At 63.4% G+C, this 23,032-nt stretch carries 22 protein-coding genes; 16 read left to right on the forward strand and 6 right to left on the reverse strand.

Annotated features, from left to right (window positions below):
- Positions 1-72: 72 nt before the first annotated feature.
- A complete protein-coding gene (locus tag AC07VU_RS15255; protein ID WP_495030094.1) occupies positions 73-1,539 on the forward strand; it encodes a purine-cytosine permease family protein in 1,467 nt (488 codons plus the stop codon).
- Entirely contained in the window at positions 1,532-2,464 is a 933-nt protein-coding gene (locus tag AC07VU_RS15260; RefSeq protein ID WP_495030095.1) for a PfkB family carbohydrate kinase, read from the forward strand. Before AC07VU_RS15255 ends, AC07VU_RS15260 begins: the two co-directional genes overlap by 8 nt.
- A gap of 76 nt (positions 2,465-2,540) precedes the next feature.
- On the opposite strand, the gene AC07VU_RS15265 is transcribed toward AC07VU_RS15260, so the two are convergent.
- Positions 2,541-2,921, reverse strand: coding sequence for a Rho termination factor N-terminal domain-containing protein (locus AC07VU_RS15265; protein ID WP_053260217.1), 381 nt, complete (start codon positions 2,919-2,921; stop codon positions 2,541-2,543).
- Between the two features lie 396 nt (positions 2,922-3,317).
- On the opposite strand from AC07VU_RS15265, the gene AC07VU_RS15270 reads away from it, so the two are divergent.
- Positions 3,318-4,298, forward strand: coding sequence for a DUF3829 domain-containing protein (locus AC07VU_RS15270; RefSeq protein ID WP_274306009.1), 981 nt, complete (start codon positions 3,318-3,320; stop codon positions 4,296-4,298).
- Between the two features lie 25 nt (positions 4,299-4,323).
- Here AC07VU_RS15270 and AC07VU_RS15275 read toward each other — a convergent pair whose 3' ends face one another.
- The 3 genes from AC07VU_RS15275 to AC07VU_RS15285 all read right to left on the reverse strand — a co-directional run bounded on the left by AC07VU_RS15275 (position 4,324) and on the right by AC07VU_RS15285 (position 6,595).
- The gene (locus AC07VU_RS15275) at positions 4,324-4,479 is read right to left on the reverse strand and encodes a hypothetical protein (RefSeq protein WP_274306010.1); all 156 of its coding nucleotides are present in this window, start codon (positions 4,477-4,479) and stop codon (positions 4,324-4,326) included.
- A 143-nt stretch (positions 4,480-4,622) separates the two neighbouring features.
- Positions 4,623-5,837, reverse strand: a complete 1,215-nt coding sequence (locus tag AC07VU_RS15280) for an MFS transporter (RefSeq protein WP_495030096.1) — start codon at positions 5,835-5,837, stop codon at positions 4,623-4,625.
- 107 nt (positions 5,838-5,944) lie between these two features.
- Complete coding sequence (locus AC07VU_RS15285; RefSeq protein ID WP_495030097.1) at positions 5,945-6,595, reverse strand: HD domain-containing protein; 651 nt, start codon at positions 6,593-6,595, stop codon at positions 5,945-5,947.
- Positions 6,596-6,858: 263 nt separating this feature from the next.
- Here AC07VU_RS15285 and AC07VU_RS15290 point away from each other — a divergent pair, with 263 nt between their 5' ends.
- From AC07VU_RS15290 to AC07VU_RS15315, 6 genes are all read left to right on the forward strand, one after another.
- Positions 6,859-7,338 (forward strand): GNAT family N-acetyltransferase, encoded by a 480-nt coding sequence (locus AC07VU_RS15290; protein WP_007928100.1) that lies wholly within the window; start codon positions 6,859-6,861, stop codon positions 7,336-7,338.
- A gap of 462 nt (positions 7,339-7,800) precedes the next feature.
- On the forward strand, positions 7,801-8,799 hold the full coding sequence (locus tag AC07VU_RS15295; protein WP_495030098.1) for a 2-dehydro-3-deoxygalactonokinase: 999 nt from the start codon (positions 7,801-7,803) through the stop codon (positions 8,797-8,799).
- Between the two features lie 13 nt (positions 8,800-8,812).
- Complete coding sequence (locus AC07VU_RS15300; RefSeq protein WP_274306014.1) at positions 8,813-9,433, forward strand: 2-dehydro-3-deoxy-6-phosphogalactonate aldolase; 621 nt, start codon at positions 8,813-8,815, stop codon at positions 9,431-9,433.
- 47 nt (positions 9,434-9,480) lie between these two features.
- Positions 9,481-10,629: a galactonate dehydratase gene (dgoD, locus tag AC07VU_RS15305; RefSeq protein ID WP_274306015.1), complete on the forward strand. Its 1,149-nt coding sequence runs from the start codon at positions 9,481-9,483 to the stop codon at positions 10,627-10,629.
- 156 nt (positions 10,630-10,785) lie between these two features.
- Positions 10,786-12,096, forward strand: a complete 1,311-nt coding sequence (locus AC07VU_RS15310; protein WP_253363238.1) for an MFS transporter — start codon at positions 10,786-10,788, stop codon at positions 12,094-12,096.
- Positions 12,097-12,151: 55 nt separating this feature from the next.
- Positions 12,152-12,949 (forward strand): IclR family transcriptional regulator, encoded by a 798-nt coding sequence (locus tag AC07VU_RS15315; RefSeq protein WP_053260224.1) that lies wholly within the window; start codon positions 12,152-12,154, stop codon positions 12,947-12,949.
- 92 nt (positions 12,950-13,041) lie between these two features.
- On the opposite strand, the gene AC07VU_RS15320 is transcribed toward AC07VU_RS15315, so the two are convergent.
- Entirely contained in the window at positions 13,042-14,094 is a 1,053-nt protein-coding gene (locus AC07VU_RS15320) for an NAD(P)-dependent alcohol dehydrogenase (RefSeq protein WP_495030099.1), read from the reverse strand.
- Positions 14,095-14,274: 180 nt separating this feature from the next.
- On the opposite strand from AC07VU_RS15320, the gene AC07VU_RS15325 reads away from it, so the two are divergent.
- Entirely contained in the window at positions 14,275-15,165 is an 891-nt protein-coding gene (locus tag AC07VU_RS15325) for an AraC family transcriptional regulator (protein WP_495030100.1), read from the forward strand.
- Between the two features lie 175 nt (positions 15,166-15,340).
- On the opposite strand, the gene AC07VU_RS15330 is transcribed toward AC07VU_RS15325, so the two are convergent.
- Positions 15,341-17,005 carry an electron transfer flavoprotein-ubiquinone oxidoreductase gene (locus tag AC07VU_RS15330; RefSeq protein ID WP_277588192.1) on the reverse strand — a complete coding sequence of 555 codons (1,665 nt, stop codon included), beginning with the start codon at positions 17,003-17,005 and terminating at the stop codon, positions 15,341-15,343.
- Between the two features lie 546 nt (positions 17,006-17,551).
- Between AC07VU_RS15330 and AC07VU_RS15335 the strand changes: the two genes are divergently transcribed.
- The 6 genes from AC07VU_RS15335 to AC07VU_RS15360 all read left to right on the forward strand — a co-directional run bounded on the left by AC07VU_RS15335 (position 17,552) and on the right by AC07VU_RS15360 (position 22,958).
- Positions 17,552-18,301: an electron transfer flavoprotein subunit beta/FixA family protein gene (locus AC07VU_RS15335; protein WP_007928126.1), complete on the forward strand. Its 750-nt coding sequence runs from the start codon at positions 17,552-17,554 to the stop codon at positions 18,299-18,301.
- Between the two features lie 2 nt (positions 18,302-18,303).
- Positions 18,304-19,233, forward strand: a complete 930-nt coding sequence (locus AC07VU_RS15340) for an electron transfer flavoprotein subunit alpha/FixB family protein (protein WP_277588193.1) — start codon at positions 18,304-18,306, stop codon at positions 19,231-19,233.
- Between the two features lie 82 nt (positions 19,234-19,315).
- Positions 19,316-20,140 carry a substrate-binding periplasmic protein gene (locus AC07VU_RS15345; RefSeq protein WP_274306019.1) on the forward strand — a complete coding sequence of 275 codons (825 nt, stop codon included), beginning with the start codon at positions 19,316-19,318 and terminating at the stop codon, positions 20,138-20,140.
- Positions 20,141-20,149: 9 nt separating this feature from the next.
- The gene (locus tag AC07VU_RS15350; protein WP_009042881.1) at positions 20,150-20,506 is read left to right on the forward strand and encodes a DUF4398 domain-containing protein; all 357 of its coding nucleotides are present in this window, start codon (positions 20,150-20,152) and stop codon (positions 20,504-20,506) included.
- Positions 20,503-21,315, forward strand: a complete 813-nt coding sequence (locus AC07VU_RS15355; RefSeq protein ID WP_053260229.1) for an OmpA family protein — start codon at positions 20,503-20,505, stop codon at positions 21,313-21,315. The genes AC07VU_RS15350 and AC07VU_RS15355 overlap by 4 nt, the downstream gene beginning before the upstream one ends.
- A gap of 203 nt (positions 21,316-21,518) precedes the next feature.
- Positions 21,519-22,958 (forward strand): aminotransferase-like domain-containing protein, encoded by a 1,440-nt coding sequence (locus tag AC07VU_RS15360; RefSeq protein ID WP_007928140.1) that lies wholly within the window; start codon positions 21,519-21,521, stop codon positions 22,956-22,958.
- Positions 22,959-23,032: the final 74 nt, after the last annotated feature.

The raw sequence follows: 23,032 nt of genomic DNA on the forward strand, positions 1-23,032 counted from the left end.
TAGGAATGCCGGGATGTCTGATCGACTTCCGAAATTGCCGACAATCACAACAAAGGCAACAGGAGTTTTTTCATGAGTGCATCGAACCCCGGGCAAAGCGCCGGGCAACTGGAAACCCGCGGCATCGAGCCGGTGCCGGAAGGCGAGTGCAACGGCCATCCGCTGCAACTGTTCTGGGTCTGGTTCGCCGCCAATATCAGCATCCTCGGCTTGCCGCTGGGGGCGACCCTGGTGGCCTTTCGTGGCCTGTCGATCTGGCAGGCGATCATCGTTGCCATCCTCGGCGCCGCCGGTTCGTTCGCGGTGGTGGGGATCATCTCCATCGCCGGGCGTCGCGGGCGGGCGCCGAGCCTGACGCTGTCGCGGGCGATCTTCGGCGTGCGCGGCAATATCGGCCCGACCCTGGTGTCGCTGATGTCGCGGGTGGGCTGGGAAACCGTCAACACCACTACCGCTGCCTTCGTCCTGCTGTCGCTGTGTTCGATCCTGTTCGGCTCGCCGGTGGAAGCCAAGAGTGCGCCGCTGCTGACCCTGCTGTTCATCGGCATTTTCGTGCTGCTGACCCTGGCCGTCTCCGGCCTCGGACACGCCACCTTGCTGGTGATCCAGAAGTGGGCCACCTATGTGTTCGGTGCGCTGAACCTGCTGGTGGGCGGCTTCCTCTGCGCCACCATCGACTGGAGCGCGGTGTTCAACGCCACCCCGGCGCCGTTGAGCGCGATGATCATCGGTATCGGCACCATGGCCGCGGGCACCGGTATCGGCTGGGCCAATACCGGTGCCGACATGTCGCGTTACCAGCACAGTAGCGTCAAGGCCTCGCGCCTGGTGGCATCGGCGGCCTTCGGCGCCGGCATTCCGCTGGTGCTGCTGATTACCCTGGGTGGCCTGCTGTCGGTGGGCAACGATGACCTGGCCTCGGCCACCGACCCGATCGTGGCGATTCGCGACATGCTGCCGACCTGGATGGCGGTGCCGTACCTGATCACCGCTTTCGGCGGTCTGCTGCTGTCGAACAACCTGTCGGTGTACTCGGCCGGCCTGACCACCCTGACCCTGGGGCTCAAGGTCAAGCGGGTGTACGCGGTGGTGGTGGACATCGTGGCGATCTTCGCCGGTTCCATCTACTTCATGCTGATCGCCGAGAGTTTCTATGGGCCGTTCATTACCTTCATTTCCTTGCTGGCGGTGCCTCTAACCGCCTGGGTCGGGATCTTCGTGGTCGACCTGATCCACCGTCACTACTACAGCCCCAAGGATCTGCTGGACGTCAGCCCGAGCAGCGCCTACTGGTATCGCGGCGGTGTCGAATGGCGGGCCTTCGGTGCCTGGGCACTGGCTATAGTGCTGGGTTTCAGCTTCACCACCATCGGCACCAGCGCCGACAACGTCTGGTTCGCCGGGCCGCTGGCCGATTCCTGGCTGGGCCATAACGGCCTGGGCTGGATCGTCACCTTCCTGGTAGCCGGCGGCGTGTATGCCGCGCTTGGCGGGGCCAGGGATCGCCGCGGTGCTTTTGTCGAGAATGCCAATGCCTAGAATGCTGCACACCGGCCAGGTTATCGTCGATCTGGTGATGTCCGTGGAGCGCCTGCCGAGCTCCGGCGGCGATGTGCTGGCGCAGTCCGCCAGCTTCGAGGCCGGCGGCGGCTTCAACGTGATGGCTGCCGCCCAGCGTAACGGCTTGCCGGTGCTGTACCTGGGGCGACACGGCAACGGTCGCTTCGGGGATCTGGCACGTGAGGCGATGCGCGCCGAGGGCATCCGGATCGCTCTCGAGGCCAGCCGCACCGAGGACACCGGCCTGTGCGTGGCGCTGACCGAAGCCACGGCCGAACGCAGCTTCATTTCCTATATCGGGGTGGAAGGCCAGCTGTCGGCCGAGGACCTGGACGGTGTCGCGGTGCAGGCCGATGACTTTGTCTATGTCAGCGGCTACAGCCTGCTGCATGTCGGCAAGGCCGAGGCTTTGCTGGACTGGCTGCTGGCCTTGCCGCAGGGGATCCAGGTGGTGTTCGATCCGGGCCCGCTGGTGGAATCGCCGGACTCCGCGGCCATGCGCCGGCTGCTGCCGCGTATCGATATCTGGACCAGCAACAGCGTCGAGGCCTTGCGCTTCACCGGGACCTCGACCATCGCCGAAGCCCTGCGACACCTGCATGACGAACTGTCGCAGGAGGTGTTGCTGGTGGTCAGGGACGGGCCGCAGGGCTGCTGGGTCAGCCAGCATGGCCATAGCGCCCATGTGCCGGGCTTCAAGGTTCGGGCGGTGGACAGCAACGGCGCTGGCGATGCCCATGCCGGAGTCTTCGTCGCAGCGCTGGCGCAGGGGCTGGAACCGTTGCAGGCGGCGCGCCGGGCCAACGCCGCGGCGGCCCTGGCGGTGACCCGCTGGGGGCCGGCCACCGCGCCGGGTGCAGCGGAGGTGGATGCGCTGGTCAATGGGGATAGCGTCCGAGCCTAGGCGTTTGCCGGCTGAACGAGAGCGATCGCGAGCAAGCTCGTTCCCGCCGGGAGTAGGCCTGCTCGCGATCCATGGTTTATCCCGCCTTGCGCAATGCCTCGATCAGTTCCTGCTTGCTCATGGTCGAGCGGCCGCGAATGTTCTTCGTTCGGGCCTCCTTTAGCAGGCTGTCCTTCGTCTGGGTGCTCAGCGACGTCGTGCTGTTGCGGGCATGTCCTTCACGGCTGGCGACGGCACGCCTGGCCGAGGACTGGCGCGCGGCGGTTTTTTCCGAGGCCGGTGTGCGTTGCCCGGAACCGCCGGCCCGTTCCCCTCCACCGGACTGCTTGTTCACCGTGGCCCAGGCGCGGGCTTCGGCCTCGTCCTTGGGCACGCCCTTGGCTTCGTAGCCGGCTTCGATATGCGCGGCCTTGCGCTTCTGTTCGGCGGTGTATTTGGCTTTGCTTCCACGAGGCATGAGGGCTCTCCTTTGGCAATGGGTACCTGAAGTTGGGGCGGGGAAAAGGCCGATAAGTGCCCGGGAATCGACGGATGGGCTCTGGATACCCTGCCAGAGGGTGTGATCGCTATCACAGAAGCACGGCATTTCGCGCAAGAGGGGCAGGCCAGGGCGGCCCGAGGTTTGCCAGGGCGGGGGAAGTCTCGCACAATGCCTGCCCCGGAAATGGATGCGTCTGACGAATTCTCAGGCCTTTTCGCGAGTTACTCATGGATGATTCTCACGCCCCAGATCAGGGGCGGCTGATCGACACGGCACGCCTGCCGTCAATCCCCTGTTGTGCCCATCCAACCCCGTCACCGGTCTGTCGCTGCCGTGCGGTTGGTCGTGGCCTGTTTTTAAAGGAATGAACCAATGAATACCCGGATGTTTTTGGCTGCGGCTCTGTTGGGCGGCAGCGTGCTGCTGGCCGGTTGTGGCGACAAGAGTGAAAAGGTCAGCCAGCCCGTCGCGCAGGTCGATACCCGGCAACAGGAAATAGAGAAATACAACCAGTACGTCGGTGCGGCGAACAGCATCAGCGAATCCTTCCAGACCTTCCTCCAGCGTTACCAGCAGTACGAGGTGCCGGCCCTGGCGGGCAAGGCGCCGATCACTGCCTTCAGCATTGGCAACGATATCCTCATCGATCGCCTGAGCCGGGCCCTGGACGGCGCCCTGGCCATCGATACGCCGATCCCGGAAGTGGACCAGGCGGCCCAGGCCTTTTCCGCGGCCCTGAAAACCCTCTCGCCCTTGAGCCATGAACTGCAGAACTACGCCACTTCCAAGGGCTACCTGAGCGACAACGGCGACCTGGCCCGTCGCCAGGGCCAGGCCTACCTGGCCGCCCTGACCGCGGTCAGCGAAAAGGAGCAGGACTTCTACGCCGGCCTTGGGGCGCGTGACCTGGCGCTGACCAAGCAGGCATTCGATGAGGCGCCGAAAGACACCGCGGCCTACTACCGTGCCGGGCTGATCTACTACGGCAAACTCAACACCGCGGATGCCGAGACGCTGTTCGCCGAACCGAACGATCCGCAGGCCCTGGCGGCCTTCGAGAAGTCCCTGGCACTGGTGGCCGACGCGGCCGCGGGCTGGAATGGCAAGGTCAGCGCCCAGGCCGCACAGAGCGGCAAGTCGTGCGGTGGCGGCATGCTGGAAATCAATGAGTTCATCGGCCAGTCGCGTTCGATCGTCCGTGATGTCAAGGACGGGGTGTACAAGCGCGCTCCCGAGGGCGCGATGAAGAACCTGCCGGCACACATGCAGAGTTCGAGTATCGTCCGCTCGGCCAACCGCTACAACCGCACCTACGGCAACATGATCAATCGCTTCAACCATCCGACCTGCTGAGTCGAGGTGGCTGGCGCCCGCGTCGTCACGCGGGCGCCAGTAACGCTGAGCGGCTGCCCGCGGCCGTCGGCCAGGCGTCCAGTTTGCGGGCCATTTCGACGCCGGTAGCCGTCAGCTTGATCGGTGGGTCCACGATATGTTCGCCCGCCTGGTCGCGGTTGACATGGCCCTCCTGGATCAAGCCGAGTTCCTCCGCCGAGGACAGCAGTCCGGCCAGGTCAGCCTGGAGTTGATCATGATGTCGCCTCCATGGTTTTTTTTGAGTCGCTACCTGATCTTGGGCTGCCGGCGATTTTGATGGGTGCCTGATGAGCGACGAACAGTTCAGGTGTTCTGCGCGACCCCTTCGGGTTTCAGCCCGCGCCAGACCAGGCGCCCGACGCTGATCAGCCAATTCAGCAGCGCGATGCCCAGCACCGTGAGCATCAGCGCCGACATGCCCTGTTCGACGATGATCCGCCCGGCCAGCAGCGGAAAACCGAATACCCCGATGAAGTAGGCCAGGCTGAACAGCAGCAAGGCTTGCGAGGTGTCGCCGGGCGGAGCTTCGTTGGCGGCCAGGCCGTTGATCACCGAGTACGTCAGGCCGTAGCCGATCCCCAGCACCACGGCGGCCAGCAGATAACTCACCGCGTCATCGACCAGCAGCTGGAACATCAGGATCGACCCCAGCATCAGCCCCGAGAGCAGGCATGCCGCGCGATAGGCGTCGCGCTTGACCACGAAGCCGGCGATCAGCAAACGGCTGCCGATGGCGGCTGCCATGAAGCCGAGAAAGAACAGCGAATAGTCCAGCGAGCGGGAGGCCGCGTAGCTGGTCTGGAAACTCGACAGGCCACCGAATACGCAGCCGCCGAGAGCGACCATGAGGATCGGGAACAACGCCTTCGACGAGAGCACCCGAGCGCTGCTGGCGCAACTGATTTTCGCCACGCCGGTCCCCAGATGGCTGGGGTGTCTTTTCAGCATCGCGCCCAGGCGCCAGAAGATCAGCACGCCGATCAGGCTGGCGGCCGCGGCAAGCAGAAACGCCGTGCTCAACGGGTAGCCCAGGGCATTGGCCAGTCGCCCCAGCAACGGGGCCGAGCCGATGCCGCTCATCATGCTGCCCGACAACAGGGCGAAGAACCTGGCCCGCTGCGCCGGCGCCACCATCATCGCCACGATGATCGGCCCCAGGGTGTAGAACACGCCCCAGCCCAGGCCCAGGGTCAGGCCGAAAAACAGCAGGGCATCGCCGAAGCCCGGCGCCAGGGCAAAGCCCAGGCTGGCGACCACCAGCAGGCAGCCGAACAGGGCAATCGAGCGCGCGGCGCCCAGCAGGTCCGACAGGTGCCCGGAGAAGATCACGGCGACCAAGGTGCTGAGCATGGCGACCGAAATCACGCTGCCGGCATCGTGCTCATTGCCACCGCGCGAGCCGATCAGCAGCGAGAGCAGGAAGGTCGAGCCATAGGACAGCGACAGCAGGTAGCTGGCAACGCAGAACAGCCCGAACAGCCTGGCTGGAACCATGGGGGGTGGGGTAGCGCTGGACATGCGCAGGCCTCGTTCTTGTTGGATTCATGAGGCGCCGTTCTACCATGGGCGGCTGTCGCGTTAGTTGTGATCTTGCAGGCTTCAGGATTAGCCCGCAGCGGAGTAAGTCAGCCACCGATCTCGTCGATGAATTCGTCCATGAAGCGCTTCAGGCGGGCATGGCGCACCTGCGCCAGGCGCGCGCCGGTCACGGTCTGGAAACCCTCGGCCAAGTGCAGCAGCTTGGTGTGGAAGTGGTCGAGGGTGAAGTTCAGGTCGTCGTAGCCGCGGTGTTCGGCGTGCGGGTCGTAGGGGTCGTAGAAGGCTCGGTTCAACCGGCCGCCGACATAGAAGGTGCGGGCCACACCGAGAGCGCCCAGGGCGTCGAGACGGTCGGCGTCCTGCAGGATCTTCGCCTCCAGGGTGCGAGCCTCGATGGTGGCGGAAAAACTGTGGGCTTCGATGGCGTGGGCCACCGCGGCGATCTTCGCTTCGGGCCAGCCCAGTCGGTGCAGCAGGGCCGAGGCCTTTTCCGCCGACAGGCGCGAGGCCTGGGCGCGCAGCGGTGAGCTCTTTTCCACGGCGACGCAGTCGTGCAGCAGCGTGGCGGCCAGCAGCACTTGCAGATCGCCGCCGTCTTCCCGGGCGATGCGCCGCACATTGGCCCACACCCGTTGCAGGTGCGACAGGTCGTGGGCGCCGTCGTCGACGGGCTCCAGCGCATAGGGCAGCAGGGTGTTGGCGAGATCGGGCAGGGGAGCAAAAGCGTCGGAAGTCATTTCAGCCAGGCAGTAAAAATACAGGCGCACACTGTAGCCGCTGCCGCAGGCTGCGATAAGGCCCGCGGGACTTTCGGGCTTCGATAAAAGTGCCGTGCGCTTCGCGACCGATCGCAGCCAGCGGCAGCGGCTACAGGTATCGGGCAATTCCGACATGGACAATCACCCGTCACGACCTCCAGGCATATCCCTGTGAAATACCCGTGCATGTCCTTCCCCTGTCGATCTAATATGGCCGCCTGCCTTCCAACCGAGACCCGCCGATGTCCGTCGAAATCCGTCCAGCCGTGCCCAGCGATGCACCGCAAATCCTTGCCTTCATCAGGGAGTTGGCCGATTACGAACGTGCTCGCCATGAGGTCATCGCCAGCGTCGCCGACATCGAGCGCAGCCTGTTCAGCGAGGGCGCCACGGCCCACGGCCTGATCTGCCTGCGCGATGGCGTGCCGATCGGCTTCGCGGTGTTTTTCTTCAGTTATTCCACCTGGCTGGGCAGCAACTGCCTGTACCTGGAAGACCTCTACATCACCCCCGCACAACGTGGCGGCGGCGCTGGCAAACAGCTGCTGCGGCACCTGGCGCGGATCGCCTGCGACAACGGTTGCGGGCGCTTCGAGTGGAGCGTGCTGGAGTGGAACGAACCGGCGATCCAGTTCTACAAATCCCTGGGCGCCCAGCCCCAGGAAGAGTGGGTAAGGTACCGCATGGATGGCGATGTGTTGCGCGCGTTCGCCCAGGGCTGACCGGCCGCTTTACCCAACCCCGAAATGCCGCCCCGGCAACAAGTGACCCACAAGGCCGCCCCTGGCGCAGGGTCTTCGCTGAACTCAAATTCCCCCGTTTCGATGCCCCCGGGGGCATCGCCTCTGGTCGGCTTAGCTTCGACCTCCTCTGATATATCCGGCGCAGCACGCGCCTAGCCCCCTGATTAACATCCGCCCGGCCTGCCGACGCCAAGCCCTGTAGCCGCTGCCAATCCTGCGAGGTTGCGTCCGGCCTGGGCGGCATTGCGTCGCAGCAGGCGCAGGATCTTGAGCCCGCTGGAGGACCTTCGGTCCTATCGCAGTCTTCGGCAGCGGTTACAGTGTATTATCCCATAATATGGGAATGATATTTATATATTGAGATTTTATTCGGGTCGGGTTTATAGTCGCCGCCATCAGCTCTTACGCACTCACTGCCAAAAACAACTCACAGGTGAAGCGATGCAGGCGCAATTGATCGCGCTCGATTGGGGAACCACGTCCCTTCGTGCTTACAAACTCGCAGCAGGCGGCCAGGTGCTGGAACAGCGCGCGTTGACCTCGGGGGTCATGCAGTTGCCGAAGGTGGCGCGGATGATTGCCGGCCAGCGCTGCGACGATGGTTTTGAACTGGCCTTCGATGAGGCCTGCGGTGACTGGCTCGACGCGCAGCCGGGACTGCCGGTGATTGCCTGCGGCATGGTCGGCAGCGCCCAGGGCTGGCGCGAGGCCAGTTACTGCGAGACCCCGGCGGATGTCGCCCAGCTCGGGCAGGCCCTGGTGACCTTGCGCAGTCGGCGCGGGGTGGACGTGCATATCGTGCCGGGGGTGATCCAGCGTTCGCGCTTGCCGAACGTGATGCGGGGCGAAGAAACCCAGGTGCTGGGGGGGCTGCCGCAGCTGCCAGACGGGGCAGGGAGCGACGTGCTGATCGGCCTGCCCGGCAGTCATTCCAAATGGGTGCAGGTGGTCGATGGCTGCATCGTCCATTTCGACACCTTCATGACCGGCGAGCTGTTCGCCGTGCTCAGTCAACATAGCATTCTCGGCCGCACCCAGGAGCGTGGCGCGGCATTCGACGCCGAGGCCTTCGACCGCGGCGTGCAGGTGGCCTTGTCCGCCGAGGGCGAGATCGGCCCGCTGTCGACCCTGTTCAGCGCCCGCAGCCTGGGATTGACCGGTGAACTCAGCGGCCGCGCCCAGCCGGACTATCTGTCGGGCCTGCTGATCGGCCACGAACTTTGCGCATTGGCCTCTGTGCAGCGGCGCCGGCGCCACAGCGACCCGTTGCCGCCGATCGTGCTGATCGGCAATTCCCAGCTTTGCGCCCGTTACAGCCGGGCCTTGTCCGCCTGCGGTTTTCCCCGGGCAATCCTGGCCGAACAGGCCACCGAACGCGGTCTATGGCACCTGGCCGAAGCGGCCGGGCTGCTGACGCGCGTCCCTTGCGCTCACCCTTGAAAAGAGGTCCGACATGCTCAAGCAAGCACTGGCACATAATGGCCTGATTGCCATTCTCCGGGGGCTGCGTCCGCCAGAAGCGGCGGCCATCGGCGAGGCGCTGTATCAGGCGGGGTTTCGGGTTATCGAGGTGCCGCTCAATTCGCCGCAACCCTTTGACAGCATCCGCATCCTGCGCGACGCCTTGCCCGCCGATTGCCTGATCGGCGCCGGCACGGTGCTGACCCCGGAGCAGGTCGAGCAGGTCAAGGCCGCGGGTGGCCAGGTGATCGTCATGCCCCACAGCGATCCCAAGGTGCTGCGCGCGGCCAGGGCCGCCGGCCTCTATCTGTCGCCCGGCGTGGCCACGCCGACCGAGGCCTTTGCCGCGCTGGCCGAAGGCGCCGACGTGCTCAAGCTGTTTCCCGCCGAGCAGATGGGCCCGGCGGTGGTCAAGGCCTGGCTCGCGGTATTGCCGGCCGGCACCGTGTTGCTACCGGTAGGCGGGATCACCCCGGACAACATGCAGGTGTTCGTCGACGCCGGGGTCAAGGGCTTCGGCCTGGGCTCCGGGTTGTTCAAGCCAGGGATGAGCGCCGACGAGGTGGCGACCCGCGCCAAGGCCTATGTCGCCGCCTGGAATGCGCTGCGTTAAGACTTTTTGGCGCCCTTGGCGCTGCATCCGACAAGAGAGACAAGAAGATGAAAATCACCAAACTGACCACCTTTATCGTTCCGCCGCGCTGGTGCTTTCTCAAGGTCGAGACCGACGAGGGCGTCACCGGCTGGGGCGAGCCCGTGGTCGAAGGGCGGGCGCACACGGTGGCCGCCGCCGTGGACGAGTTGTCCGATTACCTGATCGGCAAGGACCCGCGCAATATCGAGGACATCTGGACCGTGCTCTACCGCGGCGGCTTCTACCGCGGCGGCGCCATCCACATGAGTGCCCTGGCCGGTATCGACCAGGCGCTGTGGGACATCAAGGGCAAGGCCCTGGGGGTGTCGGTCAGCGACCTGCTGGGCGGCCAGGTGCGGGACAAGATCCGCGTCTATTCGTGGATCGGCGGCGACCGTCCGGCCGACACCGCGCGTGCCGCCAAAGAGGCGGTGGCGCGTGGTTTTACCGCGGTGAAGATGAACGGCACCGAAGAGCTGCAGTTCCTCGACACCTTCGACAAGGTCGACCTGGCCCTGGCCAACGTAGCCGCGGTGCGTGACGCAGTCGGCCCCAACGTCGGGATCGGCGTCGATTTCCATGGCCGGGTGCACAAGCCCATGGCCAAGGTGCTGATGAAGGAACTCGATCCCTACAAGCTGATGTTTATCGAAGAACCGGTGCTCAGCGAAAACTACGAGGCCCTCAAGGAACTGGCGCCGCTGACCAATACCCCGATCGCCCTGGGCGAGCGGCTGTTCTCGCGCTGGGATTTCAAACGGGTGCTCAGCGAAGGTTACGTCGACATCATCCAGCCGGATGCTTCCCATGCCGGCGGCATCACCGAGACCCGCAAGATCGCCAACATGGCCGAAGCCTACGACGTGGCCCTGGCCCTGCATTGCCCGCTGGGGCCGATTGCCCTGGCCGCCTGCCTGCAACTGGACGCGGCTTGCTACAACGCCTTCATCCAGGAGCAGAGCCTGGGCATCCATTACAACGAAAGCAACGACCTGCTGGATTACGTCAAGGACCCGCGCGTCTTCGACTACCAGCAAGGCATGGTGAAGATTCCCAACGGCCCGGGCCTGGGCATCGAGATCAACGAGGAATACGTCATCGAGCGCGCGGCCATCGGCCACCGCTGGCGCAACCCGATCTGGCGCCACGCCGACGGCAGCTTCGCCGAATGGTGAGTTGATTCATTGCTGATAGGGGCGAGCTTGCTCGCGATGCAGGCGACAGGGGCTGACTTCTTATCGCTGTGAAGCAACCGACGCCATCGCGAGCAAGCTCGCTCCTACAGGTACAGAGAAACATTGCCCTCAATAACCATAAGAAGAGGCATCCCCATGCAACCGCAAACCTTCACCGGGCAGGCGTCGCTGGTCGCGCCGAGCCGCAAGCGTTTTTTCATCATGGTGCTGTTGTTCATCACGGTGGTGATCAACTACCTGGACCGCAGCAACCTGTCGATCGCCGCGCCGGCCTTGACCCGCGACCTGGGCATCGACCCGATCCACGTCGGGCTGATTTTCTCGGCCTTCGGCTGGACCTACGCCGCCATGCAGATCCCCGGTGGCTGGCTGGTGGACCGCGTACCGCCACGCATTCTCTACACGGCGGCACTGCTGCTGTGGTCGCTGGCGACCGTGATGCTCGGCTTCGCCGCCAGCTTTATCGCCCTGTTCGTCCTGCGCATGGCGGTGGGCGCGCTGGAGGCGCCGGCCTATCCGATCAACAGCCGGGTGGTGACCACCTGGTTTCCCGAGCGCGAGCGTGCCACGGCCATCGGCTTTTACACTTCCGGGCAGTTTGTCGGGCTGGCTTTTCTCACCCCGGTGCTGGCCTGGCTGCAGCATGCCTTTGGCTGGCACATGGTGTTTGTCGTCACCGGTGCGGTGGGCATTCTGTGGGCGGCGATCTGGTACGCGGTGTATCGCGAACCACGGGATTTCAAGGGCGCCAACCCGGCGGAAATCGACCTGATCCGCCAGGGCGGCGGCCTGGTGGATATCCAGCGTGAGACGGCCAGGAGCAAGGCGCGTTTCAGCTGGACCGACCTGGGGATTGTCCTGAGCAAGCGCAAGCTGTGGGGCATCTATCTGGGGCAGTTCTGCCTCAATTCGACCCTGTGGTTTTTCCTCACCTGGTTTCCCACTTACCTGGTGAAGTACCGCGGCATGGATTTCATCAAGTCCGGCCTGCTGGCGTCGCTGCCGTTCCTCGCGGCCTTTGTCGGCGTGCTGTGTTCCGGGTTCTTCTCCGACTGGCTGATCCGGCGCGGCGCCTCGGTGGGTTTTGCCCGCAAGCTGCCGATCATTGGCGGGCTGCTGATTTCCACCTCGATCATTGGCGCCAATTTCGTCGAGTCGACACCGCTGGTGATCGCCTTCCTGGCGCTGGCGTTCTTCGGCAACGGCCTGGCCTCGATCACCTGGTCGCTGGTCTCGACCCTGGCGCCGGCGCGGTTGCTGGGGCTGACCGGCGGGGTGTTCAACTTCATCGGCAACCTGTCGGCGATCGCCACGCCGATCGTCATCGGCTTCCTGGCCAGTGGCGACTCCTTTGCCCCGGCCATTACCTACATTGCCGTGCTGGCGCTGGCGGGGGCCCTGTCCTACGTGCTGCTGGTGGGCAAGGTCGAGCGTATCGAGTTGTAGTGGCGGGGGGCGGGCGACCATAATGCCGCCCGTTCTCACCCTCGGAAGGCTGGATATGCAGGACGACGCAGCAAAGACCGCCAAGGATGCCGCCCCCACCGGTACCCAGACATTGCTCCGTGGCCTGGCGGTGGTGCAGGCCGTGGCCAGCGGTGCCCGCGACCTCAAGGAAATCGCCCGGCTGATCGGCACCACCCGCAGCACCACCCATCGCCTGGCCAGTTGCCTGGTGGACGAGCGTTATTTGAGGGTAGTGCCGCAGGTCGGCTACCTGCTGGGGCCGAAGCTGATCGAGCTGGGTTTCCAGGCCCGCGAGGCCTTGCCGTTGGTGACCCTGGCCAGGCCATTCCTTGATGAGCTGTCGGCGTTGACCGGCGACACCATTCACCTGGCAATCCGCGAAGACGACGATGTGCTGTACCTGCACAAGAACCCGGGGCGCAACGGCCCGGAAATGCGTTCGCGGGTCGGCCATCGCATGCCGCTGGCGCGCACCGGGATCGGCAAGGCGCTGCTGCTCGATAGCACGCCCCAGGAGTGGCAGCGCTTATATGAAGCGAGCCTGCCGGCGGGGGGCAGGAATGCGCTCTGGCCGCAGCACGAAGAGCCGACCTGGGAGCAGTTCCAGCAGCGTATGCAGGACTATGTGGCGGGGGGGTATGCCTTCGACCTGGAGGACAACGAACCGTCGATCCGTTGCGTGGCGGCGCCGGTCCGCGATGCCAGCGGCCAGATCGTCGCCGGTATCAGCATCGCCAGCACCGTGCCGTACATGCCGCTGGAAAAGATGGCCGAACTGATCCCGGTGATCAAACAGGCCGCCGCTGGCATCTCCGCCGAACTCGGCGGCTGACTCAGGCTTCCATAGGCGCGAAGCTTGCCCGCGATGGCATTCTTCCAGGTCCATCGCCATCGCGGGCAAGCCTCGCTCCTACTGGGTCGCGTTTATTGCTTGAGGGTCGCCATGTCGATGACGAAGCGGTATTTCACATCGCCGGCGATCATCCGCGCGTAAGCCTCGTTGATCTGGCGGATGTCGAGCATTTCGATGTCGCAGGTGATGTTGTGCTCGGCGCAGAAATCCAGCACTTCCTGGGTTTCGGCGATACCGCCGATCAGCGAGCCGGCCAGCACGCGACGGCCCAGTACCAGCTTGGCCGCGTGTACGGGCGGGTCCACCGGTTCGATCAGGCCGACCAGGATGTGTACGCCGTCAAAACGCAGGGTATCCAGGTAGGGGTTGAGGTCGTGTGGCACCGGGATGGTGTCCAGCAGGAAGTCGAAGCGGCCGGCCGCGGCCTTCATCTGCTCGGCATCGGTAGAGACGATCACATGATCGGCGCCCTGGCGACGGGCTTCCTCGGCCTTGCTCGCCGAACGGGTGAACAGGGTCACTTCTGCGCCCAGGGCCTTGGCGAACTTGATGCCCATGTGGCCCAGGCCGCCCATGCCGAGAATGCCCACCTTGTCGCCGGCCTTTACCCCGTAATGCTTGAGCGGCGAGTAGGTGGTGATGCCCGCGCAGAGGATCGGCGCGGCGCTGGCCAGGTCGAGTTTCTCGGGAATGCGCACGACAAAGTGCTCGCTGACCACGATGCTGTCGGAGTACCCGCCCATGGTGTTGCTGCCGTCGACCCGGTCCGGGGTGGCGTAGGTCATGGTCGGGCCTTCCAGGCAGTATTGCTCCAGGTTGGCGGCGCAGGCTTCGCAATGCCGGCAGGAGTCGACCATGCAGCCGACGCCGACCAGGTCGCCCACCTTATGCCTGGTCACTTGGGCGCCGACGGCGGTGACCTTGCCGACGATTTCGTGGCCCGGCATCAGCGGGTACACGGCGATGCCCCATTCATTGCGGGCCTGGTGGATATCGGAGTGGCAGACGCCGCAGTAGAGAATCTCGATGGCCACGTCGTCGGGACGCGGGCTGCGGCGCTGAAAACTCATGGGGGCGAGGGGAGTGGTGGCGGACTGGGCGGCGTAACCGATGGCTGTGTACATGATGAACCTCGCAAAAGCACTGACAGGTGAGGCGGGCCATTTTCGGCGCCGCTGCCTGGCGCGAACATGGCGATTCCTCGGCATGTCATGCCTATTCCTCCGCCATCGGCCATTTGCGCGCGGCATTGGCGTGCAGACCTGCGATGATGTTTTCATCCCTTTTTCCGTGAAGTTTTTCCCATGTTGTTGACCCGCCATCTCGATGCCAATGCCACCCTGGTGTCCCTGATCCAGCCTCTTGCGACCCGCGACGGTTTCGTTCCCACGGGGCTGCCCGGGGTCCAGGTGTTGCGAGCCAGTTGCGACGTGGCCCGCGGCCCGCATATCTACGAGCCGAGCCTGATGATCATCGCCCAGGGCAGCAAGCTGGCGTACCTGGGCCCGCGGACCCTGGAGTACGGCGCTGGGCATTACCTGATCCAGGCGCTGTCGGTGCCCTTCGAGTGCGAGACCTTCGCCATGCCCAATGCGCCATTGCTGGGAGTGTCCATCGCCATCGACCGGGCGCTGTTGGGCGAGCTGGTGCTGGCGATGGGCGTTGCCGCGGGGCGCAGCGCCCAGGCGCAGACCCCGGAGTCGATGACCTCGGTGGTGCTCGATGACACGATGCGCGGTTGCGTGGAGCGCCTGCTGCGCTGCCTGCACGATCCTCTGGAGTGCAAGGTGATGGGCCAGGCGCGCTTGCGCGAATTGATGTTCACCGTCTTGCGCGGGCCGCAGGCCGATGTACTGCGCGCGCTGGTGGAGCAGCACGGGCAGTTTGCCCGGGTGGCGGCCTCGCTGAATCACTTGCACGAGCATTACACCGAGCCGCTGAACGTCGAGACGCTGGCCCGTTGCGCGAACATGAGCACCTCGACCTTTCATGAGCACTTCAAGCGCAGCACACTGCTGTCGCCGGTGCAGTACCTCAAGCGCCTGCGCTTGCTCAAGGCGCAGCAGTTGCTGCTGGGAGAGGGGTTGGGCGTGGCCCAGGTGGCGCATCGGGTGGGCTACCAGAGCACCTCGCAATTCAGTCGTGAATACAAGCGTTACTTCGAGCGCAATCCGGGGGATGAGCGAGCTGCGTGATGGGAAGCGCTCGTCTGGAGGAGCGAGGCTTGCCCGTGATGAAGGGTGAGACGGTCTGACAGATACATCGCCAAGGCCTTATCGCACGCAAGCTGTGCTCCTACAGAAGCAGGGCAGTGGCGCCGGCAATAAAAAAGGCCCCCATTCGGGAGCCTTTTTTCTTCAAGCGTACGCCTTACATGTTCGGGTAAGTCGGACCGCCTGCGCCTTCCGGCGCGACCCAGGTGATGTTCTGCGCAGGGTCCTTGATGTCGCAGGTCTTGCAGTGCACACAGTTCTGGGCGTTGATCTGGAAGCGCTTCTCGCCGTCTTCCTTGGTGATCACTTCATACACCCCGGCCGGGCAGTAGCGTTGAGCAGGCTCATCGTACAGCGGCAGGTTCTTGCCGATCGGGATGCTCGGATCGGTCAGCTTCAGGTGGCAAGGCTGTTCTTCTTCATGGTTGGTGCCCGAGATGAACACCGAACTGAGTTTGTCGAAGCTGAGCTTGCCGTCCGGTTTCGGGTAGTCGATCTTCTTGCAGTCCGCGGCCAGCTTCAGGCAGGCGTAGTCCGGCTTGGTGTCGTGCAGGGTAAACGGCAGCTTGCCACCGAAGAGGTTCTGGTCGACCCAGTTGAAACCGCCGCCGACGATGGCGCCGTACTTGTGGATCGCCGGGCCGAAGTTGCGGCTGGCGAACAGTTCTTCGTACAGCCAGCTGGACTTGAACGCTTCTACATAGGTGTTCAGCTCGTCGGCGCCTTCGGAACCGGCGAACAGCGCATCGGCCACGGCGTCAGCGGCGAGCATGCCGGACTTCATGGCGGTGTGGCTGCCCTTGATCTTGGCGAAGTTCAGGGTGCCCAGGTCGCAACCGATCAGCGCGCCGCCCTTGAACACCATCTTCGGCAGCGAGTTCAGGCCGCCTTTGCAGATGGCGCGCGCGCCGTAGCTGACGCGCTTGCCGCCTTCGAGGTACTGCTTGAGCACCGGGTGATGCTTGAGGCGCTGGAATTCGTCGAACGGCGACAGGTAGGTGTTGCTGTAGGACAGGTCGACGATCAGACCGACCACCACCTGGTTGTTTTCCAGGTGATAAAGGAAGGAGCCGCCAGTGTTCTCGGTGCCCATGATGTCCAGCGGCCAGCCGGCGGTGTGGACCACCAGGCCTGGCTGATGCTTGGCCGGATCGATTTCCCAGATTTCCTTGAGGCCGATGCCGTAGTGCTGGGCGTCGGCGTCGCTGTCCAGGTTGAAGCGCTTGATCAGTTGTTTGCCGATGTGGCCACGGCAGCCTTCGGCGAACAGGGTGTACTTGCCACGCAGTTCCATGCCGGGGGTGTACAGGCCTTCCTTCGGATTGCCTTCGCGGTCGACACCCAGGTCGCCGGTGATGATCCCGCGGACCACGCCGTTCTCGTCGAACAGCGCTTCCTGGGCGGCGAAGCCCGGGTAGATTTCCACGCCCAGGTTCTCGGCCTGCTGGGCCAGCCAGCGGCACAGGTTGCCCAGGGAGATGATGTAGTTGCCTTCGTTGTGCATGGTCTTGGGCACAAAGAAGTCGGGAACTTTGGTCGCGCTGCCGGCGTTTTTCAGGACATAGATGTCATCGCGCTTGACCGGGGTGTTCAGCGGGGCGCCGAGCTCCTTCCAGTCCGGAAACAGTTCGTTCAGGGCGCGCGGTTCGAACACGGCGCCGGAAAGAATGTGAGCACCGACTTCGGAGCCTTTCTCGACCACGCAGACGCTGATTTCCTTACCGGCTTCGGCGGCCTTCTGCTTCAGTCGGCAGGCGGCGGACAAGCCAGCGGGGCCGGCACCGACGATGACCACGTCGAATTCCATGTATTCGCGTTCCACTAGGCTATCTCCTACTCAAGGCTCAACGGTTTTTTTCTAATTGGAGGTTGGGTGTCGCATCGATGGTTTTCTCCGCCAAACAGGGGAGGGGACAATGAACGACCCGCCTTTCTCTCTAGGCGGCGCATTATATCTACACCACTCTTAGCGTCCAATACAAACGTTTGTTTGAATTTGCTGCAGCCCATGTAAATCAAAGAAGCGCGGCTTATGACTGGCCATTTTGGCGTATTGACCAGAATAGGCGTTCCGGTCAAGATACGGTCGGTTTTGCGCTCGCCGTAGGCTGACTGTTGGTTTCAAGAGCACCTCTAAAGACAGGGCGAAGGCAGTACAAGGTGACGCAACGCGCAGTTTACACGCCGCGATAAAGAATGACCGATCAGTCGCCACTGACGAACGGTCATCATCCCGTGAGCAAGGTCATCTGTCTGCTGTTGCAAGAGTCCATGCCAGCGTTTTTAGAGGTGCCCTTGTGCCCGATGAGCATCAACCGCCAGGTTCGCCTAGGCGACTTTCTTTTCACCGGAGAGTAACGAGGAATCCATGAAGGTTCTTGTAGCTGTCAAACGCGTTGTCGATTACAACGTCAAGGTTCGCGTCAAGGCGGACAATTCCGGCGTCGACCTCGCCAACGTCAAGATGTCGATGAACCCTTTCTGCGAAATCGCAGTGGAAGAAGCCGTACGCCTGAAAGAAAAAGGCGTAGCGACTGAAATCGTCGTCGTCTCCATCGGTCCCGCTACTGCTCAAGAGCAACTGCGTACCGCCCTGGCGCTGGGTGCCGATCGTGCCATCCTCGTCGAGTCCGCTGATGAACTGAACTCCCTGGCCGTGGCCAAGCTGCTCAAGGCCGTGGTCGACAAGGAACAGCCTCAGCTGGTGATCCTTGGCAAGCAAGCCATCGACAGCGACAACAACCAGACCGGCCAGATGCTGGCAGCCCTGAGCGGTTACGCTCAAGGCACCTTCGCCTCCAAGGTCGAAGTGTCGGGCGACAAGGTTGCCGTGACCCGTGAAATCGACGGCGGCTTGCAAACCGTTTCGCTGAACCTGCCAGCGATCGTCACCACCGACCTGCGTTTGAACGAGCCGCGCTACGCGTCTCTGCCAAACATCATGAAAGCCAAGAAGAAGCCGCTTGAAGTGCTGACTCCTGATGCTTTGGGCGTTTCCACCGCCTCTACCAACAAGACCCTGAAGGTCGAAGCGCCGGCTGCACGCAGCGCGGGCATCAAGGTCAAGTCGGTCGCTGAACTGGTCGAGAAACTGAAAAACGAAGCGAAGGTAATCTGATCATGACTATCTTGGTAATCGCTGAACACGACAACAAGGTGCTGGCTCCGGCCACCCTGAACACCGTTGCCGCCGCTGCCAAAATCGGTGGCGACATCCACGTTCTGGTCGCCGGCCAGGGCGCTGGCGCCGTGGCTGAAGCCGCGGCGAAAATCGCTGGCGTGAGCAAAGTCCTGTCGGCCGACAACGCCGCTTACGCTCACCAACTGCCGGAAAACGTTGCCCCTCTGGTTGCAGAGCTGGGCAAGGGCTACAGCCACATCCTGGCCGCCGCCACTTCCAACGGCAAAAACATCCTGCCGCGCGTGGCCGCGCAGCTGGACGTCGACCAGATCTCCGAGATCATCTCGGTAGAAAGCGCCGACACCTTCAAGCGTCCGATCTATGCCGGTAACGCCATCGCTACCGTGCAATCGAACGCCGCCGTGAAGGTCATCACCGTGCGCGCCACCGGTTTCGATCCGGTTGCCGCCGAAGGCGGTTCGGCCGTTGTCGAAGCGGTTGCTGCCGCTCACGATGCGGGCAAGTCGAGTTTCGTCGGCGAAGAGCTGGCCAAGTCCGACCGTCCTGAACTGACTGCTGCCAAGATTGTCATTTCCGGCGGCCGCGGCATGCAGAACGGCGACAACTTCAAACACCTGTACGCCCTGGCCGACAAGCTGGGCGCTGCCGTGGGTGCTTCGCGCGCCGCGGTCGACGCAGGTTTCGTACCCAACGACATGCAGGTCGGCCAGACCGGCAAGATCGTTGCGCCACAGCTGTACATCGCCGTCGGTATTTCCGGCGCGATCCAGCACCTGGCCGGTATGAAAGACTCCAAGGTGATCGTTGCGATCAACAAGGACGAAGAAGCGCCGATCTTCCAGGTGGCCGATTACGGCCTGGTGGCGGACTTGTTCGAAGCCGTACCAGAGCTGGAGAAGCTGGTCTAATCCAGCGGCTTCACTTATAAGAGAGCCCGGTCTTTTGGCCGGGCTTTTTTATTGTCTGGGATTTGAGTGGGAGAATTTCGCCATGGATCTGCGCCGCCTGGGTGGCCTGTCAGTGCTGCTGGGACTGATACTGATGCCGTTGTCGTCGATGGCCGCCGGTAAATGCGAGCGCCTGGTGGTGACCGGCAGTCCGGATGCCCCGCCGTATCTGTGGCGCGACCCGCAGGACCCCAGCCACCTGATTGGCGCCAGCGCCGAACTGCTGCAACACGTGGCGCAGGAACTGGGGATCAAGGTCGAGTTGTTGTATGCCGGCAAACGTTCCGCTGCCCTGGACGAAGTGCGCAGCGGGCGTATGGACATGCTGGCCGACGCGCCGCTGACGGTGAGTGAGCTGGAAGCGCTGGACTACATTCATCCGCCGCTGCTGGAGAACGATTTCCTGGTCTGGACCCGCAAGGGCTCGACGCTGAGCTACAGCCAGCCGTCGGACCTGCATGGGCATACCGGCGCATTGTCGGAAAGGGCGCGCCTAACGCCGCCCTTCGAGGCCTTCGCCAAGGAGCAATTGAGCCTGACCCGCATGCCGAACCTGACCCAGGCATTCCAGAAACTGTTGCTGGGGGAGGTGGAGTACGTACTGGCCGGACGCTACGCCGGCATGGCCCTGGCCCAGTCGCTGGGCATGGCCAACGATCTGCTGGCATTCCCGCAGCCTGCCGACAAACCTGGCCTGTTCCTGGCCATCTCGCACAACTCCGCCTGCAACGACCCATGGTTGCGCGGACAGTTGGCAAAAAAGATGACAGAATTGCCCGCGTCCGGTCTGACGGAAGCCGTGCTGCAGCGCAATCTCGAGCGTTGGAAGGCACAGTTGCAGCAACCTGTCAGCACCCCCAAACAGTAGGGATTTCTAGTGAGTATTCGACCTCTTTTCGCTGCCCTGGCCGTCCTGGCTCTGGCGGGTTGCGCAGCCGATCCGGCGCCGAATGAACAAATGCGCCTGACCGAACAAACCCTGGCCCAGGCCAAGGCCGTGGGAGCCACGGCAGAGGATGTGCCGGAAATGAAACTGGCCGAGGACAAATTCGCCCGCGCCCAACGCAACATGCAGGAAGAGTCGTTCAAGCACGCGCGCATGCGTGCCGAGCAGGCGGAACTGGATGCGCGCCTGGCCGAGGCGCGGGTCCTGACCCTGAAAAGCCAGGAACAGCTGAACCTCGTCCAGACTCGCATCACTCGTCTGCGCAAGCAGTTGGGAGATGCCCAATGATTCGTCTGACCCAGGTATTGAGTGGCGTGCTGCTGATCGCCTGCACCGGCCTCTACGGCTGCGCCGGGCAACGCAGCGAAGCAGCGCTGGAACAGGCTGGCGAGGACTTCCAGAAGGTCAAGGAAGATTCCAATGTGCTGCGCATCGCGCCCAAGGATGTGATCCGTGCCGGTGAGTCCCTGGCCCGGGCCGATCGCCTGTCCAGCTACTGGGGCAGCGGTTCGGATGTGGTGCACTACGCCTACCTCAGCCAGCGCTACAGCGAAATCGCCCGCGAGCACACCAACCAGGCGCTGAACCAGGAGCAGGCGGCCAAGCTCGAACTCGAACGCCAGCGCCTGCAACTGGCCCTGCGCGAGGCCAAATTGCTGAGCGTGCAGCAGCAGGGCAAGTGGCTGGAAGAGCAGATCATCAACCTGGCCACGACCCAGACCGATCGCGGGCTGGTGATGACCCTGGGCGATGTGTTGTTCGACACCGGCGAAGCGGAGCTGAAGAGCTCGGCCAATCGTACCGTGCTCAAGGTCGTGCAGTTTCTCCAGCTCAACCCCAAGCGTGTGGTGCGGATCGAGGGCTACACGGACAACACCGGCGACAAACAGAGCAATCTGAAACTGTCCCGCGACCGGGCGCAGGCCGTGGCCGATATCCTGGTGGACCTGGGCGTCGAGGAGAAACGGGTCCAGGTTGAAGGTTATGGCGATGAGTACCCCGTCGAGGCCAACGCCTCGGAACGTGGGCGGGCGCAGAACCGTCGGGTAGAAATTGTCTTCTCCGACGAGAAAGGCCAGTTGGGCGCCGCGCGCTAAGACGCAGCGGCTCAAGACAACCCGGTTTTCCCCTGCGGAGCCGGGGTTTTTTGTGCCTGACGATTGGCACACAAAACAGTACAGTTTTTGCTGACACTGCCCTGTATGGTCGACTATTGTGGCAACTGTCCCAGTACACTTATGAACTGTTCCGGTATCGTCATCCACAAGAATAAAATGCCGGTGAAATCGAGTGCAGCGTCATGACCAATCTCTTGCTTTATCAACGTATCGCTCAGCAGCTGGCTGAAGATATCCGTCGTGGTGTGTACCAGCCCGGGGAACGCGTACCTTCGGTACGCAAGATGAGTTCCCAGCTCAACGTCAGCCACGCCACGGTGCTCCAGGCTTACGCCAATCTCGAGGATCAGGGGCTGATCCGCGCCCGTCCGCAGTCGGGCTATTACGTGCACCAGACCCCGGCGCTGACCGCGCCGACCCCGGACATCGCCCGGGTCGAACGGCCGGGCCTGGTGACTCGCAGCAGCATCATTCATCAGGTGTTGGTGGAGTCGCGCCGTGAAGGCGTGTTTCCGCTGGGCGCCGCGGTGCCCAGCGTCGATTACTTGCCGGTGCGGGCGTTGCACCAGCAACTGGCCAAGGTCACCCGTTTCCACAGCCCGCGCGCCTTCAGCTACATGTTCAGCCCCGGCTTCGAGCCGTTGCGCCGACAGGTGGCGATTCGCATGCGCGACGCTGGCGTGGTGGTCGACCCCTCCGAAGTGGTGATCACCCACGGCTGCGTGGATGCCCTGCAGATGTCGTTGCGCGTGCTGACCCGCCCGGGCGACCTGATCGCCGCGGAGTCGCCGACTTACTACGGCCTGCTGCAACTGGCCGACCTGCTGGGGCTCAAGGTCATCGAGATTCCCAGCGACCCTTCCACCGGCATGAGCCTGGAAGCGCTGCAACTGGCGGCCAACCAGTGGTCGATCAAGGCCCTGGTGTTGACCACGCGCCTGAGCAATCCACTGGGCGGCACCATGCCGGAAGAGCGGCAGAAACAACTGCTGCGCCTGGCCTCGGATTTCGATATCCAGGTGGTCGAAGATGACATCTACGGCGAACTGATGTTCGAGGTCGGTCGTACCAAGGCGCTGAAAGCCTATGACCGGCTGGATCGGGTGATCTATTGCTCGAGCTTTTCCAAGACCCTGTCACCCGGCGTGCGCATCGGCTGGATGATTGCCGGCAAGTTCCAGCAGGAAATCCAGCGCTTGCAGACCTTCAGCACTCATTCGGCCTGCAGCGTCACCCAGATGGGCGTCGCGGCCTATCTGGAGAACGGCGGTTACGACCGGCATCTGCGTTTCATTCGCCAGGAGTACCGCAAGAACCTCAGCGCTTTTCAGCTGGCGGTGCAGCAGTACTTCCCGGAGGGCACGCAGATTACCCGTCCGAACGGCGGTTTCATTCTCTGGGTCAGCCTGCCGGGGCGGGTCAATACCCAGGAATTGCATGTCCGGGCATTGCAGCAGGGCATCAGTATCGCGCCGGGGCTGATCTTCAGTAATACCGAGCAGTTCAACCACTGCATTCGCCTCAACTGCGGTACCCCATGGAATCGCGAGGCCGAACGGGCACTGATGACCTTGGGCATGCTGGCCAGCCAGCTGTGTCAGGAGGCCGCGGGCGGTTTTTGAAGGATCGGTTACCGCGCTTGTTTTCGCGCGGACAACAGGCGAGCATATGGCTCTTTGCCGCCGATCCTGTTGTC

This window comes from Pseudomonas sp. GW821-FHT02B10 (assembly GCF_059421865.1).

Bases quoted from the DNA above. Each gene is read 5' to 3' on its own strand.
- AC07VU_RS15255 (WP_495030094.1), top strand. From the start codon at position 73: ATGAGTGCATCGAACCCCGGGCAAAGCGCCGGGCAACTGGAAACCCGC.
- AC07VU_RS15260 (WP_495030095.1), top strand. From the start codon at position 1,532: ATGCCTAGAATGCTGCACACCGGCCAGGTTATCGTCGATCTGGTGATG.
- AC07VU_RS15265 (WP_053260217.1), bottom strand. From the start codon at position 2,921: ATGCCTCGTGGAAGCAAAGCCAAATACACCGCCGAACAGAAGCGCAAG.
- AC07VU_RS15270 (WP_274306009.1), top strand. From the start codon at position 3,318: ATGAATACCCGGATGTTTTTGGCTGCGGCTCTGTTGGGCGGCAGCGTG.
- AC07VU_RS15280 (WP_495030096.1), bottom strand. From the start codon at position 5,837: ATGTCCAGCGCTACCCCACCCCCCATGGTTCCAGCCAGGCTGTTCGGG.
- AC07VU_RS15285 (WP_495030097.1), bottom strand. From the start codon at position 6,595: ATGACTTCCGACGCTTTTGCTCCCCTGCCCGATCTCGCCAACACCCTG.
- AC07VU_RS15290 (WP_007928100.1), top strand. From the start codon at position 6,859: ATGTCCGTCGAAATCCGTCCAGCCGTGCCCAGCGATGCACCGCAAATC.
- AC07VU_RS15295 (WP_495030098.1), top strand. From the start codon at position 7,801: ATGCAGGCGCAATTGATCGCGCTCGATTGGGGAACCACGTCCCTTCGT.
- AC07VU_RS15300 (WP_274306014.1), top strand. From the start codon at position 8,813: ATGCTCAAGCAAGCACTGGCACATAATGGCCTGATTGCCATTCTCCGG.
- dgoD (WP_274306015.1), top strand. From the start codon at position 9,481: ATGAAAATCACCAAACTGACCACCTTTATCGTTCCGCCGCGCTGGTGC.
- AC07VU_RS15310 (WP_253363238.1), top strand. From the start codon at position 10,786: ATGCAACCGCAAACCTTCACCGGGCAGGCGTCGCTGGTCGCGCCGAGC.
- AC07VU_RS15315 (WP_053260224.1), top strand. From the start codon at position 12,152: ATGCAGGACGACGCAGCAAAGACCGCCAAGGATGCCGCCCCCACCGGT.
- AC07VU_RS15320 (WP_495030099.1), bottom strand. From the start codon at position 14,094: ATGTACACAGCCATCGGTTACGCCGCCCAGTCCGCCACCACTCCCCTC.
- AC07VU_RS15325 (WP_495030100.1), top strand. From the start codon at position 14,275: ATGTTGTTGACCCGCCATCTCGATGCCAATGCCACCCTGGTGTCCCTG.
- AC07VU_RS15335 (WP_007928126.1), top strand. From the start codon at position 17,552: ATGAAGGTTCTTGTAGCTGTCAAACGCGTTGTCGATTACAACGTCAAG.
- AC07VU_RS15340 (WP_277588193.1), top strand. From the start codon at position 18,304: ATGACTATCTTGGTAATCGCTGAACACGACAACAAGGTGCTGGCTCCG.
- AC07VU_RS15345 (WP_274306019.1), top strand. From the start codon at position 19,316: ATGGATCTGCGCCGCCTGGGTGGCCTGTCAGTGCTGCTGGGACTGATA.
- AC07VU_RS15355 (WP_053260229.1), top strand. From the start codon at position 20,503: ATGATTCGTCTGACCCAGGTATTGAGTGGCGTGCTGCTGATCGCCTGC.
- AC07VU_RS15360 (WP_007928140.1), top strand. From the start codon at position 21,519: ATGACCAATCTCTTGCTTTATCAACGTATCGCTCAGCAGCTGGCTGAA.